Here is a 15,086-nt window from a genome sequence, read left to right on the forward strand (position 1 = left end):
TCTTTTTTCACCCCCTGCCTTTACGGGGCGGAGTACAACACCCTTTTCAGAATCAGACTATAAGGAATATAATATCCATGGCATTCTATATGTAAAGAAGCTCGGAGACTTATCAGGTGTACTTGGAGAGGCACATTTTCTGGATCTGATTTCTGAAAAGGGCATTGTACTCCGCCCCGTAATGATGCAGCCTATTTCCGGTTTCCCTTTAATCCTAATATGCCTTTACAATCCGTTTCTTCACAGGTATCAGGACTCCCCGGCCTTTCACCTCCGCCTCCAAACGGCAGGCGCACTTTCTAACCAGAAAATCGGGCTGGTTGATTCTTATGTTTTTTTGTATCATATCCATCATCCTGTATTCCTTTTGCGTTCTTCCGACCAGCAGAAGCAGCAGCTTAAGATATGCCTGATAATCAAATCCTCTCCCCTCTTTTCCGGAATCCTCCGCCTTACCTAAAACAGCAGTCCCTTCCCCGGCTAAGCCCGACAGAGAAACCTTCCAATCATCTTTCTGTTTTATAAAAGGCACTTTTCCTCCCTTTAAAAGGATGCTTACATCCTCAATAGATTCAGCCAGCGCCCATACAGTGAGAATAAAGAAGGTTGTGACCGCTGCGAGCGGTGCAAGCCCCGATGTGCCGGTTATGGCAATCGCCAGTTGCTCCGCCTCAGCCCTTTTCTCTGTATTCCCCAGCAGATATAAGAGATTCATTGCCTCCCTCACCGCTATGATTTTGTTCACGGCCGCCTTCAGGTTCCCGCGGTCCGTATCCTTACCAGACAAAAGGTATTCCTGCTCATATTTTACCGGCCGCTCCTGCTCTGAAAGAAAACTGGTAAAAAACGCGGCAGCGTACTCATGAATCAGCGCCGTATTCAGAAGATTGCCTCCTGTCTCCTCTTTCTCACCACCCTGGCCGCCCCTTAGTTCCGTGACCGAAGGAAATTGTGATGTATCCACTCTGTCCCCGGACACCTCTTTTCCTTCCGGTACAACAATTGACAGTAAATCAGTGCCTGCCAGACGGCTGAGTGATTCCAGGACGTTCAGTTTTTTCCTGTCTTTTATTCCTGTTTTCTCAAACCGGGTATCCACTCTGAATCTGGCGGTTACTGTGAGTACCTTTCTCCAAAGACGTTCTTCATCCAGCTCATCATCGTCGTCATCCGGTTCCCAGGAATCTATATACTTCTGAACCTCCTCCGCCTTTTGAATCGCGGCTTTGACGATCTCCTTATTCTCCCCGGCCGTCGTTTCCGTCTGTTTTACTTCCTTCCGTCTGCTTCCCTCACTATCGGTATAAGAACGGTAGCTGTCCATCTCTTCCGTCACCAGCTCCCAGGTCTTGGGCTGCAGGTCGTTGCGGCGTTCCTCCGCCCCCTGTTCCGTTTCTTTGACCACTGTTTTCAGTTCCTCCGCCTTCTCCTCATATTTGCGCACGAGAGCCGGGATTTTATCCAGCTCCCGTTCCAGCTTTTCGGCCGTACGTATGAATCCGGAACTATTTCCGTCTTCAAGCTGCCTGTTTCCTTTCTCCAGATACTCTCTCTGCTTTTTCAGGTTTTCTCCAATCTCCTCCACAATCCGTTCCAGTTCCAGGAGGCGCCTGCCGTTTTCCTGATATTCCTCCGCAATGGCTCCCAGACTTTCAGCCTCTTTTATTCCATCCGCCATCTCCTTAAGCGCCCCCGGTTCTTTTTCCATGTTCCAGACCCCGAGCCTCATGTAATCAAGTATCTCCTTCTCAAACCAGCGGCCTTCCTCCTCCGCAATACCTGTAATCTTTGAAACGCTCAGTTCCCTGTCCCCAACCGGATAAAACGGCGCAGAATTAAAATAGCCCTCCAGATACGGATCCATCTCCGCAGCCAGCCCCTCAGCATCCTCGAATTCCAGCGCAAAGATCCTGTACTGCTCCCATACATCCCTGTGATATTTACTCATCAGGGAGTCGAGGGAAGAGTCGAGAGCCATCTGCATATACCATCCTGTTCCCGCTGTCCTGGCAGATTCAAAAAGTCCTCCCATGAGAGCACAGATACAGGTTAATGTGAGGCTTAAAAATACGGTAATGCTTCCGTCTGCCGACCCGGGTACCTTCCCAAAACACGGTTGTTTTATAGTTAAATGCCGCCTGATGCAATGCAGCACTAGTAAACCTCCTTCGACTTGTTGTTAATCTGTTTGAATATATTGTTGAGCAGTGTATTAATCTGGGTCTTAAAAATCAGAACCAGGCCGATCACCACCACGAGCAGCAGAACTATCTCGATCACAGTTACCCCATTCTCATCGTACCAGAACGCCATTACTTCATTTTTTAATCTCATACATTCTCTCCTCTCCGGTGTATCAGATTCCGAAAGCCAGGAAGGCCGGAACCGATATCATCACCATCACAATCAACAGCATCATAAACAAAGGCAGAAGCAGCTTTGTGGAGGCCTCCTCCCCCAGCCTTCTGGCAAGATTCTTTCTTTGTTCAAAAGCATTCTCCATCTCGGTTTCCAGAATTGGCGCAAGGCTCTTAGAGCCGTTTTTCACATTCTGTTCCAGTATCCCGGCCAGTTTCCTGTAAGGAAGCACTCTGCAGCGGTTGCCAAATTCTGAATAGGCCCGTATTTCCGGCACTCCTCTCTGCATCTGGTGATAGGCTGACGCCATTTCTTCATAAGCCGCCCTCTTTCCATTATCCTCTGCCGTCTGCATATAATCCGCCACTATCTTTTCCCAGGCCTTTCTTACGGGAAGGCCGGCTCCCAGAAACACAACGAGCCTGGACAGGATCTCGGAATAGTCCATCATCATCTGCTGTTCCCTGTTTTTCTTTTCCTCCTTCTCTTTCTGTCTGTCCTTAAGGGGCAACAGCACTGCCGCCAATACGCCGAGCAATGGAAATGCCAGATAATCCCGTCCTTTTTTCACGGTATAGGATATATCCTCGCCCTCAAACTGCGCGGGCAGAAGAAATACTTCCGAGTGCTTCTGCTTCTCCTCTTCCTCGGCCAGGAACCGCTTAAAAGCTGCAACCTTTTTCTCTTCCGCCGAGCCTCCCGGCGGAAAAACCGTCAGCCGGAATATGTATTCTTCTGAGCGCTCTCCTGCCCTCAATCTGGCCGTTAATAACGTCTCCGTGCCGTTCTCAGGACAGTCTCTGTTGAAAACTTCCCCGGATGGGCTGATTAGTTCCGTATCCTCCGGCTGCCACTGTACGGCTACTCCATATTCATCCAGCCAGGAGGTCAGCTTCAGATTGCCCCGTACCCGTTCCAGTGATTCATTGTCCCCTGACATTTCTGCGGATAATTCCTCTACGGCTGATTGGATAGCCTGTGCAGCCTCCTCTCCGGTATACTGCCGCTCTCCAATTCGTACGTCCACGGGCGTCTTTTCCGTAAGCAGTCCTTTTACAATGACAATCTGTTCCTTTTCCCCCTGTCCATAGGAATTTCTCCCAATTCCACGGCCCCCGGCTAACCCCGGCTCCTGCCTGTCCACAAAAAAGCAGGCCAGGGCAAGAATTATCCCCAAAATGACACAGGTAACCTGCCGTTTTTCCACCTTCATCGCTCCATCTCATCTCCATCTCTTCAAGGTCCATTCCCTTTCATGTTTCTTCCGTCTCCTTCGGTTCCCTTATCGGCTCATTATTCGAATCTCTTTTCGATTCTCTTCTTGGGTTTCTTTTCTGCTCGCTTCTCACTTTTTCCCTTTTGTTACTCTGCCTTTATCACTAAAGCTCAATATTCAGTATCTTCAACGCCAGAAAACAGGCAGCTACATACACGATAAGGCATCCCGTCATCACCACCCGCCCCGCCGTTGTCACATACATCTGTGAGAAGAAACCGGGCGATGAAAACTCGATATAGAAAACAATAAAATAGGGAACCAGGTTCATAATCTTCTGCTCAAACTGCTTTTCGGACGTCATCGTCAGAATCTCCTCCCTGACCTGCAGGCGGTCACTGATCACATGAACCGTATGGTCGACGACGGAGACAAGTTCTCCCCTGCTCCTCTTGGAAACGGCAAATATCTCGGCAAAGTTCTTTATCTCCTCCAATCCGCTTCTTGCTGCGAACTCGGCCAGCAGCGTTTCTATCGTCCTGTTCATTCTCAACTGGTATGAGATGTAGGCGAATTCCACCGTAATCATCCCCTCCGCTCCATAAAGCTCCTCCAATTCCCGCAGACTCGCGGCAAAAGCATTTTCTACGGAATATCCCGCGCCCAGGGAGGAGGAGAGAATCAGCACCGCCTCCTTAAACTGCTGCCTGAGCGCCTCCTTTCTCCGTACCGTCAACTCCTTTCTTTTTATTAACGGATAAAGAATTCCCAAAGGAAGAAAAATCAAAAAAGCTGCAATGCTTCTGTAGAATACATACGCCGTCGCGGCACAGGCCACGGTTCCTCCGGCCGCATACGTAAACCACTCCCGGCCTGAAAGACTGTATCTGTCGTATACCGTCTGGCCGCCTGCTTTAATCCGGCCTTCCTGCCGATCCTGTTTCTGCATCCCGATAGATTCACTTATCCAGGCCAGCGGCCCGCAGTTTTTCTCTCCGCCGCAGTTCGCCCACCTTTTCCAGTGTGCCTTCCACCCGCTTCCTGTCCTTTCCTTCTCTCTCCCGAAAGGTAAAGATTGGTTCCAGTATGACTTGTCCCTCCTCACATCCCGTCACCTCCGATATCTCCAGAACTTTTCTGCTTTTATCGCGCAGTCTTCCCACGTGTACCATTAACTCCACCGCCGAGGCGATTTGATTTCTCACAGCGGCCAGGGGCAGATCCGCGGCCATCAGGACCATCGTCTCCAGGCGCGTTATCATGTCCTTCGGGCTGTTTCCGTGGCCGGTAGAAAGGGAACCGTCATGGCCCGTATTCATGGCCTGAAGCATCTCCAGGGCCTCCGCCCCTCTAACCTCACCCACCAGAATCCGATCCGGCCTCATGCGCAGGCTGGCCTTTATCAAATCCCTGACCGAAATCTCCCTGCTGCCATCCCGGTTCTCAACCCTCGTTTCCAGGCGGACCAGATTAGGGATATGACGTATCTGAAGTTCCGCCGAATCTTCAATCGTGATAATTCTCTCATCCTCCGGTATAAACTCCGACAAGGCGTTTAAAAACGTAGTTTTTCCGGATCCCGTTCCGCCGCTCACAAAAATGTTATACCCCGACCTGACTGCTGTCTTTAAAAACTGTGCCCCTTCCCTGGTGATACTCCCCAGGCCGATCAGCTTATCCATTGTGATAGGTTCCGGAAACTTCCTGATGGTCAGGACCGGTCCGTCGATTGCCACGGGTGCAAGTACCACATGCACCCTGGAACCGTCCTCCAGCCTGGCGTCCGCAATCGGGGAGGAGAGGTTTACCGTCCGGTTCACCCGGCTGACAATCTGCTGTATCAGATCTTCAAGCTGCTCTGCCGAGTCAAAAGTCCGATCGGAGCGGCTGATCCGGCCGCCCTTTTCTACAAATATGTGATCCGCTCCATTGACCATGATTTCCGTTATCTCCGGATCATCCACCAGCTCCTGCAGAATGTCCAGACGTCTGAACGAATCGAACAGCTCTTTCTTCAGGCGGAGCCTTGCTTTCAGGGTCAGATATGTCTCCTCCGCCTCCTTGAGGACAGCGCTGTCGATCATCTCGCGCAGCTCCTCATCCTCCACCTGCATTCTCCCTTCCAGTTCAGCCATCATCTTGGCCCTGAGCCTGTTTTTCCTCTCCTTTTCCTCTGTCATAACCGCCGTGTCTATGGCTGTCGCCTGCCTCCTCTCAAAAGCTGTCTCACATAGTCTCCCAGTTCTCCCCATAAAAGCTGTTCCAGATAATTCTCCCTCCGCCCGAAGCTGCTGTGATACGGGAGTCTCAGCTTCCTGATTTTGTCTTTCACCGCCTCATTCCCGGATACGTCCAGGTAGTGTTCAAATTCCTCCAGCTTGGCAAGGGATACGCTGTCCTCCTTGATCGGCATATAGATGACAGAGCACAGGTCCATCAGTCCGGAAGCGAACTTCCCCAGACTCCCGATATCCAGGATAATGCTCTCGTAGCCGCTTTCGCAGGCTATCTTCCCAATCAGTCCGGCCACCTGCTCCGTGTCGGTCTGGGCAAGGTCCTCCGGGTAACGCACGGGAGGCACGTAGTCCAGCGCATTGATGGAATGTACCACGCTGTTCAGCCGGAGAAGGTTATAACTTCCCTGGGTGTAAAAATACAGCAGATCCGATAAATCCTCCCTGTACTCCTCCCTGGTCAGAACCGACAGGCCGGAGCACTCCTCCAGGTTCAGATACAGGGTCCGCCCCTCCTGGGCCAGTAGCTGCCCCATCGTGAGCGCCAGGGAGGTCTTCAGGCATCGTCCTACCGGCGAATATATCCCCAGTATCCTTGCCGCCGTTCCCAGAGCCGGTCCGACCGGAAGATCTTTCTCCTTCTCACAGTAGCAGGCCATCACCTCCCGGATAATATTCTCGCTGGATTGATACTTGTAAATACTCGGATACTCCATATCAGCCTGCACGGTCTCCCCGTCCGCCAGCCGGATCACCCTGCCCGCGCCGAGCGCCTCCGCCTCCTCCCGGCTGACCGCGCTGCTGAGTAAAAGCAGCTCCACCGGATTGTCCTTTGCATAGCTTTTCAGCCTGTCGAAAGAGGAGAAGGCAAGCACCTCAAAAGGAATCTTCTCTTTCTGGTTCACCACATCCGCAAACCTCGCCGCATAGAGCGGGTCTACGTCATAAATTGCCATAACATGTCTCATACCATGCCTCCGTTCGCCGCCAGCCAGAGACAGTACCCGCACCACAGAAAGGGGACGAAACAGAGTCCCGCTCCATCCTGTCCGCATGCACAGTAATAGGGTAGTATGCACTCTGTCCGGAATATATTTTTCATGTAATTCAGGAAATATCTGATACGATTTAAAAGAATGCGCTTTCGCAGCATATAGATAAAAGACCACGCGGCCGCGGCCGCCAGACCATAGAATATAATTTGAAACCCTCTGTCCATGCCCAGGTATCCGGACGTCACCGCCATCACCTTAATATCCCCGGCTCCCATCATTCTGAACAAAAAAAGCGGAAAGAGCACACTGGCCGTAAACAGGATCCGGACAAAAAACAGAATAAAAACCGTCCCTGTCTCCCAGACTCCAGTCCCGGAGGACGGCCCCCTGATAAAAACGGTAATTCCGAATGACGCAACCCCAAGCAGCACTAAAACATTCGGAATCTTTCCTGTCTTCAGATCGGATAAAGCACAGCCCGACAGAAAAAACAGTAACACAAAATCTCCCACCCAATCCCTCCTTCCGAAGCGGCGGTAACGCACCTGCAGCCTGTAATATCAAACGGCGGCCAATAACACAAAACAGCAATCAAACCGGAAAATAAGCGAAAAACAAATGATATAGATAACAATAAAAGATAAACCACGCTGCGGGATGCAGCAAGAATATTTGTTACAGGATAGCCTCTGCTAAACTGTGAAGAACGTTTTTTTATTATGAACACTTTTGTCCAAAAAGTCAACTCCCTTTTTCAAAAAAAATCACCAAAAAACAGGTCGGAATTTTATTCATTTATTCCTCCGGTCCCCGCAGGCTTTACGTTGACTGGCTTTCCTAAAAATGTTAAAATAATATTAGTTCAAATTTTTAAACCAAAGGAGGAAACGCCTTGCCCGACGTATTGGAACTGAAAAATTTATTCCACGACTGCATGCCTCTGTTTATCGCGCTCGGCGATGAGATACGGCTGTCCATTATCGAGTCCCTGACCGATGCTGCCTACAGAACGTGCGGCGGAGATTTCTCGTTGGAAAACTTAAGCCGCCACGGTATGAACGTGCGGGAAATCACTGAAAAAACCAGCCTGTCGCGTCCGGCTGTTTCCCATCATTTAAAACTTTTAAAAGATGCCGGGCTGATTTCCATCCGCCGTGAAGGCACCTGTAATTATTACTATCTGTCTATCGTCGACAGCACCAGACAGCTCACAAAACTGGGTACAAACCTCCAGTCATTTCTGGGCATGGATGCATAAACTTTCCATTCCTGTATATACTAATTACAGCATCCATAAACTGCTGACAAAGCGCATATTTGTCGGCCGGACCATTGCACGGATTATACAGGAGTGAAATAATATGAGATTATCAAGACAGGCAAAACGCAGTATGAAAGCCCGCAGGCTGGATCCTGAACTTCTGGAAGAGCTTAAGCAGGCTATGGGTACCATTGACACCGCTATCAACCGGTTTGAACAGGTCGTGGATCCCACATTGATCGATTGTTATATTTATGAATTAAAAGCTGCGCAGCTTCGCTATCAGTTCCTTCTCCGAAGCATTAAGGAGCAGGAAACTTACGCATAGCACACGCTGCCTGGGGAGGACAAGCATGGCACACAATAAACACACCTGGTATGAAGAGGCCGTCTTTTATCATATGTACCCGCTGGGTATGACGGGCGCGCCCAGGCAAAATGCGGAAACCGCGGCCGCAGACCGTTTTACCGAACTGGATCTGTGGGTTTCGCATATTAAAAGTTTAAACTGCAGCGCAGTCTATATCGGACCGCTGTTCGAATCTTCGACCCATGGCTATGACACCAGGGATTTCAGGGCCGTGGACCGCCGTCTCGGCACGAATGAAGACTTTATAAATTTTGTTAACCTCTGCCATAAGAACGGCATACGCGTCGTCGTTGACGGGGTCTTTAACCACACGGGACGTGAATTTTTCGCATTTCAGGATATCTGCATCAACCGGGAGGCGTCTCCATACCGGGACTGGTATAAAGGCGTGAACTTCGGCTTTAACAGTCCCATGGGGGATTCCTTTGGATATGAGGCCTGGCATGGTATCTGGGAACTTCCCTGCCTGAATCTGCATCACCAGGATGTGAAAAACTATCTCCTGGATACGGTCAGGTTCTGGGTCCGTGAATTTGATATTGACGGCATACGCCTGGACTGTGCCAATGTCCTGGATTTTCAGTTTATGAAGGAGCTGCGGCAGGTCTCAAATGCCGTTAAACCTGACTTCTGGCTGATGGGAGAAGTTATCCACGGAGAGTATTCCCGCTGGGTCAATGATGAGATGCTCCACTCGGTGACGAATTACGAGATGCACAAGAGCATTTATTCCGCCCACAACGACCACAATTATTTTGAACTGGCCCATAATGTCCGCAGGCTGGAGGCCGTGGCCAGAGAACTTTATACCTTTGTCGACAACCACGATGAGGATCGGATCGCCAGCAAATTAAACAGTAAGGCGCATCTGAAACCAGTCTATGCGTTGCTGTTTACCCTGCCCGGAATCCCTTCCATCTACTACGGCGGCGAATGGGGTACGGAGGGCCGCAGGACCCCGTACTCGGACGACGGACTCCGCCCTGCGATCGCCATTTCAGAGGCGGCTTCGCGGTCCTGTGAACTGACGGAACTGATTCGTAAGCTGGGGCAGATTCACCTGGCCGAAGAGGCATATCACGGAGGATCTTATAAGGAGCTGCTGCTGACCAACCGTCAGTATGCTTTTGCCCGTCTGTCAGAGGACGTTTCGATGATTACAGCCGTGAACAACGACGAAAATCCTGCATCGGTGAATATACCCTTTAACACCGGCGCGGATGTTTGCACAGATCTATTAACCGGACGGACATTTACTATTCAAGGCGACCGGATTCAAATAGAATTAGAGGGTAACGACGCAGTTATTCTCAGAATAACGGAGGGTTAACATTATGACGGGAAGCAAGAACACCGGCAGAACAACCAGGAAAACACCTGCTGCCAAATCAAAGATGTCCGGTCTTGGAGTGATCGGTGAGCTGGATCGCTATCTTTACGGCGAGGGACGCCATTACAAACTCTTTGACAAGCTGGGGGCCCATCCGTTTACATATCAGGGAAAAGACGGGTACTATTTTGCCGTGTGGGCGCCGCACAGCGAATCCGTCAGCGTGGTGGGTGATTTTAACGGATGGAATCTGGACTCTACACCGATGAAACAGGTGGAAAACAGCGGTATCTATGAGGCGTTTGTCCCCGGCCTTGGCTCGGGCCAGCTCTACAAGTTCGCCATCACAACCACCAGCGGCAAGATCCTCTTCAAGGCAGATCCCTATGCATTTGCTGCCGAATACCGGCCCGGGACGGCATCCGTCACTACGGATATCAGGAATTTCGGCTGGAGCGATTCCTCCTGGATGACAAAGCGCCGGGAAGCCGATCCTGTAAAGTCTCCGATGTCCATCTATGAGGTACATATTGGTTCCTGGAAGAAGAAAAACCGCCAGGAGAAGGACGGATATTACACCTACATGGAGGCCGCGCACGAACTGGCCGACTATGTGAAAATGATGGGATACACCCATGTGGAGCTGATGGGCATTGCCGAACATCCCTATGACGGTTCCTGGGGTTATCAGGTTACCGGCTATTTTGCTCCGACTTCGCGTTACGGAACGCCCAAAGAATTCATGTATTTTGTTAATTACCTGCACAAAAAAGGCATCGGCGTCATCCTGGACTGGGTACCCGCCCATTTTCCAAAAGATGCCCACGGCCTTGCCGATTTCGACGGGCAGCCGCTCTATGAATATGCAGATCCCAGAAAAGGGGAGCATCCCGACTGGGGCACCAAAGTATTTGACTACGGCAAAAACGAGGTCGCTAATTTCCTGATTGCCAACGCCCTTTACTGGATCGAGAATTACCACATTGACGGACTGAGAGTGGATGCCGTTGCATCCATGCTCTACTTAGACTACGGGCGTCAGGACGGCCAGTGGGTTCCCAATAAATACGGAGAAAATAAAAACCTGGAGGCTGTTGAGTTCTTCAAGCACTTAAACAGCGTGATTACCGGCCGGAAGGACGGATCTATCATCATTGCGGAAGAATCCACGGCATGGCCCAATGTGACGAAACGGCCAGAGGATGACGGACTCGGCTTCACCTTTAAGTGGAATATGGGATGGATGCACGACTTCCTGGAATATATGAAACTGGATCCTTATTTCCGAAAACCCAACCACAATAAGATGACCTTCGGCATTACATACAGCACCAGCGAAAACTTTATCCTGGTTCTTTCCCATGATGAAGTTGTGCACCTGAAGTGTTCCATGCTGAATAAGATGCCCGGCGAGTATGAAGATAAATTTGCCAACCTGAAGGCAGGCTATACCTTTATGCTGGGCCATCCCGGCAAAAAGCTCCTGTTTATGGGCCAGGACTTCGGACAGCTCCACGAGTGGGATGAAAAAGCCGCGCTGGACTGGTATCTGGCCGACGAACCACTCCACGAGGATTTACAGAAATACGTCCGCGGCCTCCTCACCCTCTACAGGAAATATCCTGCGATTTACCGTCTGGACGGCGACTTTTCCGGGTTCGAATGGATCAATGCCAACGATGCCGACAGAAGTATTTTCAGCTTTGTCCGCCGTGACGAGACGAAAAAGAAAAACCTGCTCTTTATCTGCAACTTCACCCCGGTCGCCCGCGAAGATTACCGGGTCGGCGTTCCGAAGCGGGGCAACTTCACGCTGCTCCTGGACAATGAGCACGGCCTTTATGAGCGAGGTGAAGAGCAGAAGGTGTTTAAATCCGCCAAAGGGGAGTGTGACGGCATGCCGTATTCCTTCTCCTATCCGCTTCCGGCTTATGGAACCGCTATATTCCGTTTCTAATGGTCTGCCGGAATTGAAAGATTCATTATTTTTTTAAGAATTATGGCTAAAAAAATAACAGGCCGGTTAAAAATACCGGGCTGTCGGAAAATTTCCCGACAGCCCGGCTTTTTTGTTTTCATGATTACCCTAATATGAAAGGCCAGCTTCCATCTCCGGCGGCATGCCATCCCTTACCGTTCTTCTTTCTCCGGCATGGCAAAGCTTTTCACTGCCACAGCCGTCTCCCTGCAGATCTCAACCATTGCAGTAAGTTCTTCAAAATCAATCGTCTTCCCCTGGATTTCCACTCCCAGCGTCCTGTTTCTGAAGACCTGGACCGCATGCAGGTTACGCTCCTTGGCAACCGGCTCCACCTTGATCCGGAATGCCTTGGTCTGCAGAAGTAAATCCGCCAGGCGGCTGCCGGGGAGTATCAACTTCGTAAAGGCGGGTTCATCGCTCTTGATCCGATACCTGGAATCCAGATCGCGGTATCTCACCTTGATATCGGCCTTGGCAATCAGCTCCATCCCCTTTTTGAAAAAAGTCATCGGCACAATCTCCAGATGATAGGGATATTTAAGCTCCGCCTGTGTCATCGCCGCGCAGGTTAAGCCATAACCATAATTGGACTGGGAAGTCACTACCGGGAGCACCGACACCGGCGCGTTGTCCATATCAAGAATCAACTGGCAGTGAGGATACTGTCCCGCGTACGGATTCCCCAGAAAGTATCCGCCGTTCTCTCTGTAATACTGGTATATCACCCTGTCGATCTCATTGTCCGCATAATAGGAATCCTCGTACATGAACCTCTCCTTTGTATTCTACTCTCCGTCTTCCAGAAGCTGCTGGTAGACATCCCTCTTACTGATTCCTCTGTCCTTTGCCACCAGCTTCATCGACTCTTTCTTATCCTTCCCCTGGGAAAGATAATGTTCCATGTGTTCGGCAAGCGGCATCTCTTTCCAGTCCTCCTGCCCCTCTGTCTTAAGCTCTTCGATCGTCCGTCCTTCCAGCACAATCACGCACTCGCCCTTCGGGTCATTCTCAGTGTAATGGTTAATCGCCCCGCTGAGCGTCGTCCGGAACACCGTCTCGTATTTCTTGGTAAGCTCCCGGCATACGGCCACGCGCCGGTCCCCCAGCGCCTCATAAAGCTCTCCCAGCGTCCTGAGAAGATGATGGGGCGCCTCATATAAGATAATCGTCCTGGTCTCCGTCTTAAGCTCTTCCAGAATCCACTGTTTTTCCTTCTTATCCGTCGGCAGGAATGCCTCAAAGCAGAATCTCCTCGTCCCCATCCCGGAGATGGTCAGCGCGGTAACGCAGGCCGCAGGTCCCGGAAGCGAGGTCAGTTCGACTCCCGCCTCATAACACTGCTTCACCAGCTCCTCCCCGGGATCCGAGATTCCCGGCGTTCCCGCGTCGGTAATCAGGGCCACATTCAGGCCCTCTTTTATCTTGTCCACCAGGTATCTCGCCTTATCGATCTTGTTATACTCATGATAACTAGTCATCGGGGTCTTTATGTCAAAATGGTTCAGCAGTTTGATGCTGTGCCTGGTGTCCTCCGCCGCTATCAAATCCACAGTTTTGAGTGTGTTAAGCACACGAAGCGTTATGTCGTCCAGATTTCCAATCGGTGTGGCACACAAATATAATTTTCCCTGCATTTTATTCTCCCTGCGGCTCTCCGCCAATCGCCAAAATGATTAGTTGCCAATCCTCCAAACCTGCGGTTTAATACCCATAGATATCGTAAATCTCATCGGTGTAAACGCCCGGTTCTTTATAAACAATCAGCGGTTTTTCCACCTTAATCATGGACCGGCCTCCCCTGACTGCCTCGATCAGGACCATATTGGCCTCCTTGTCCACAAAGGGATGCACCATCTTCATCCGCTTCGGCTCCAGCCGGTATCTGGTGAGGGCCGTAATGATCTCGATCAGCCTGTGGGGCCGGTGCACCATATAGAAACGGCCCCCCGGCCGAAGTACGCGCGCTCCCTCCCTCACCACATCATCCAGCGTGCACAGCACCTCGTGGCGGGCTATCGCCTTGGGAAGTTCCGGGTTTTTAAGACCGTGGCTGTCGTTCATATAGGGCGGATTTGTCGTCACTACATCAAAAGAGGCCCCGCCGAAGATCCGGCCCGCCTCTTTGATATCGCCTGTTATGATGTCTATTTTTTCTTCAAGTCCGTTAAGCTTTACGCTCCGCGATGCCATCTCGGCCATCTCTTCCTGGATTTCCAGCCCGGTAAAATGGTTTCCCTCCGTCTTGGCCTCCAGAAGAATCGGGATAATCCCGGTTCCGGTTCCCAAATCCAGAGCTTTCTCCCCCGGCTTCACAAAGGCGAAACCGGAGAGGAGCACTGCATCCATACCGAAGCAGAATGCGTTCTCCCTCTGGATGATGCGGTAGCCGTTCCGGTGCAGCTCATCGATTCTCTCATGTTCCTTCAGGTCAATTGTCATCTAACTTCGATTTCCCTTCCTTGCGCTCCAAAGCTTCCAGCGCCTTCAGTTCCGCATCGTTGACATTGACGCGCTCACGTCTGCGCTTTGGCCTGAACTTAAGCTGTTCCACCTTGTATTCCCTGATTTCCTTCTCGTCCCTGTCCACAATTACGACTACCTTGACAAGCTGGCGCAGTACGCTCACGCTGTGGACTTCGCCCTTCAGGCCGTCGTCCGTCGTCACATAGTCTCCGATATTCGGCAGTTTGCTGTTCAGATCCTCGTAGGTCTCTTCCTCATTCTTCAGACAGCACATAAGGCGTCCGCAGACACCCGATATCTTGGTCGGGTTCAGGGACAGGTTCTGCTCCTTCGCCATCTTGATGGATACGGGTATGAACTCGGACAGATAAGAATGACAGCAGAGAGCCCTGCCGCAGATTCCCACGCCGCCCATAATCTTCGTCTCATCGCGCACGCCGATCTGACGAAGCTCAATCCTCGTTTTAAACACAGCGGCCAAATCCTTTACCAGCTCACGGAAATCAATTCTTCCGTCCGCGGTAAAGTAAAACAGCACTTTATTATTGTCAAAGGTATATTCCGCGTCGATCAGCTTCATCTGAAGATCGTGTTTCTTAATCTTCTCAAGGCAGATCTTAAACGCCTCTTTTTCCTTCTCTTTATTCTTTCTCTCCACCTCTTCGTCCGCACGGGTGGCCATCCTGATAACCGACTTCAGCGGCTGTACCACCTTCTTGTCCTCCACCTCGCGGTTCCCGAGAACCACATGGCCAAACTCGATACCGCGTGCAGTCTCCACGATCACGTGATCGCCGGTCTTTATCTCCATACCGGCCGGGTCGAAGAAATAAACCTTACCGGCCTTGCGGAACCTGACTCCGATAACTTTTGTCATA

Annotated in this window: 15 protein-coding genes; 4 read left to right on the top strand and 11 right to left on the bottom strand. The window is 50.9% G+C overall.

Annotated elements, in window-relative coordinates; all coding sequences use genetic code 11:
* Positions 1 to 214 precede the first annotated feature (214 nt).
* The 7 genes from EJL91_RS08065 to EJL91_RS08095 all read right to left on the bottom strand — a co-directional run bounded on the left by EJL91_RS08065 (position 215) and on the right by EJL91_RS08095 (position 7,315).
* Positions 215 to 2,155, bottom strand: a complete 1,941-nt coding sequence (locus tag EJL91_RS08065; protein ID WP_243125279.1) for a DUF5702 domain-containing protein — start codon at positions 2,153 to 2,155, stop codon at positions 215 to 217.
* Entirely contained in the window at positions 2,155 to 2,334 is a 180-nt protein-coding gene (locus tag EJL91_RS08070) for a Flp1 family type IVb pilin (protein ID WP_125141444.1), read from the bottom strand. Before EJL91_RS08070 ends, EJL91_RS08065 begins: the two co-directional genes overlap by 1 nt.
* 22 nt (positions 2,335 to 2,356) lie before the next feature.
* A complete protein-coding gene (locus EJL91_RS08075; RefSeq protein WP_125141445.1) occupies positions 2,357 to 3,571 on the bottom strand; it encodes an immunoglobulin-like domain-containing protein in 1,215 nt (404 codons plus the stop codon).
* 166 nt (positions 3,572 to 3,737) lie between these two features.
* A complete protein-coding gene (locus tag EJL91_RS08080) occupies positions 3,738 to 4,523 on the bottom strand; it encodes a type II secretion system F family protein (protein WP_125141446.1) in 786 nt (261 codons plus the stop codon).
* A gap of 10 nt (positions 4,524 to 4,533) precedes the next feature.
* Positions 4,534 to 5,712 carry a TadA family conjugal transfer-associated ATPase gene (locus EJL91_RS08085; RefSeq protein ID WP_423243440.1) on the bottom strand — a complete coding sequence of 393 codons (1,179 nt, stop codon included), beginning with the start codon at positions 5,710 to 5,712 and terminating at the stop codon, positions 4,534 to 4,536.
* A 53-nt stretch (positions 5,713 to 5,765) separates the two neighbouring features.
* Positions 5,766 to 6,776, bottom strand: coding sequence for a P-loop NTPase family protein (locus tag EJL91_RS08090; RefSeq protein ID WP_125141447.1), 1,011 nt, complete (start codon positions 6,774 to 6,776; stop codon positions 5,766 to 5,768).
* Positions 6,773 to 7,315, bottom strand: a complete 543-nt coding sequence (locus EJL91_RS08095; protein ID WP_125141448.1) for a prepilin peptidase — start codon at positions 7,313 to 7,315, stop codon at positions 6,773 to 6,775. Before EJL91_RS08095 ends, EJL91_RS08090 begins: the two co-directional genes overlap by 4 nt.
* 380 nt (positions 7,316 to 7,695) lie before the next feature.
* On the opposite strand from EJL91_RS08095, the gene EJL91_RS08100 reads away from it, so the two are divergent.
* The 4 genes from EJL91_RS08100 (at position 7,696) to glgB (ending at position 11,721) form a co-directional block, all read left to right on the top strand.
* Complete coding sequence (locus EJL91_RS08100; RefSeq protein ID WP_341466972.1) at positions 7,696 to 8,061, top strand: ArsR/SmtB family transcription factor; 366 nt, start codon at positions 7,696 to 7,698, stop codon at positions 8,059 to 8,061.
* A gap of 103 nt (positions 8,062 to 8,164) precedes the next feature.
* Positions 8,165 to 8,392 (top strand): YaaL family protein, encoded by a 228-nt coding sequence (locus tag EJL91_RS08105; RefSeq protein WP_125141449.1) that lies wholly within the window; start codon positions 8,165 to 8,167, stop codon positions 8,390 to 8,392.
* Positions 8,393 to 8,417: 25 nt separating this feature from the next.
* Entirely contained in the window at positions 8,418 to 9,764 is a 1,347-nt protein-coding gene (locus EJL91_RS08110; protein ID WP_125141450.1) for an alpha-amylase family glycosyl hydrolase, read from the top strand.
* Between the two features lie 4 nt (positions 9,765 to 9,768).
* Complete coding sequence (glgB, locus tag EJL91_RS08115) at positions 9,769 to 11,721, top strand: 1,4-alpha-glucan branching protein GlgB (protein WP_125141451.1); 1,953 nt, start codon at positions 9,769 to 9,771, stop codon at positions 11,719 to 11,721.
* 173 nt (positions 11,722 to 11,894) lie between these two features.
* Here the strand turns inward: glgB and EJL91_RS08120 are convergent, their stop codons facing one another.
* The 4 genes from EJL91_RS08120 to EJL91_RS08135 all read right to left on the bottom strand — a co-directional run bounded on the left by EJL91_RS08120 (position 11,895) and on the right by EJL91_RS08135 (position 15,085).
* Positions 11,895 to 12,512 carry a hypothetical protein gene (locus tag EJL91_RS08120; RefSeq protein ID WP_125141452.1) on the bottom strand — a complete coding sequence of 206 codons (618 nt, stop codon included), beginning with the start codon at positions 12,510 to 12,512 and terminating at the stop codon, positions 11,895 to 11,897.
* A gap of 18 nt (positions 12,513 to 12,530) precedes the next feature.
* On the bottom strand, positions 12,531 to 13,379 hold the full coding sequence (gene rsmI, locus EJL91_RS08125; protein ID WP_125141453.1) for a 16S rRNA (cytidine(1402)-2'-O)-methyltransferase: 849 nt from the start codon (positions 13,377 to 13,379) through the stop codon (positions 12,531 to 12,533).
* A 67-nt stretch (positions 13,380 to 13,446) separates the two neighbouring features.
* On the bottom strand, positions 13,447 to 14,184 hold the full coding sequence (locus tag EJL91_RS08130) for a tRNA1(Val) (adenine(37)-N6)-methyltransferase (protein ID WP_125141454.1): 738 nt from the start codon (positions 14,182 to 14,184) through the stop codon (positions 13,447 to 13,449).
* A complete protein-coding gene (locus tag EJL91_RS08135) occupies positions 14,174 to 15,085 on the bottom strand; it encodes a PSP1 domain-containing protein (protein WP_125141455.1) in 912 nt (303 codons plus the stop codon). The genes EJL91_RS08130 and EJL91_RS08135 overlap by 11 nt, the downstream gene beginning before the upstream one ends.
* Position 15,086 lies beyond the last annotated feature (1 nt).

This window comes from Clostridium transplantifaecale, from assembly GCF_900626075.1.
Taxonomy (GTDB): Bacteria; Bacillota; Clostridia; order Lachnospirales; family Lachnospiraceae; genus Otoolea; species Otoolea transplantifaecalis.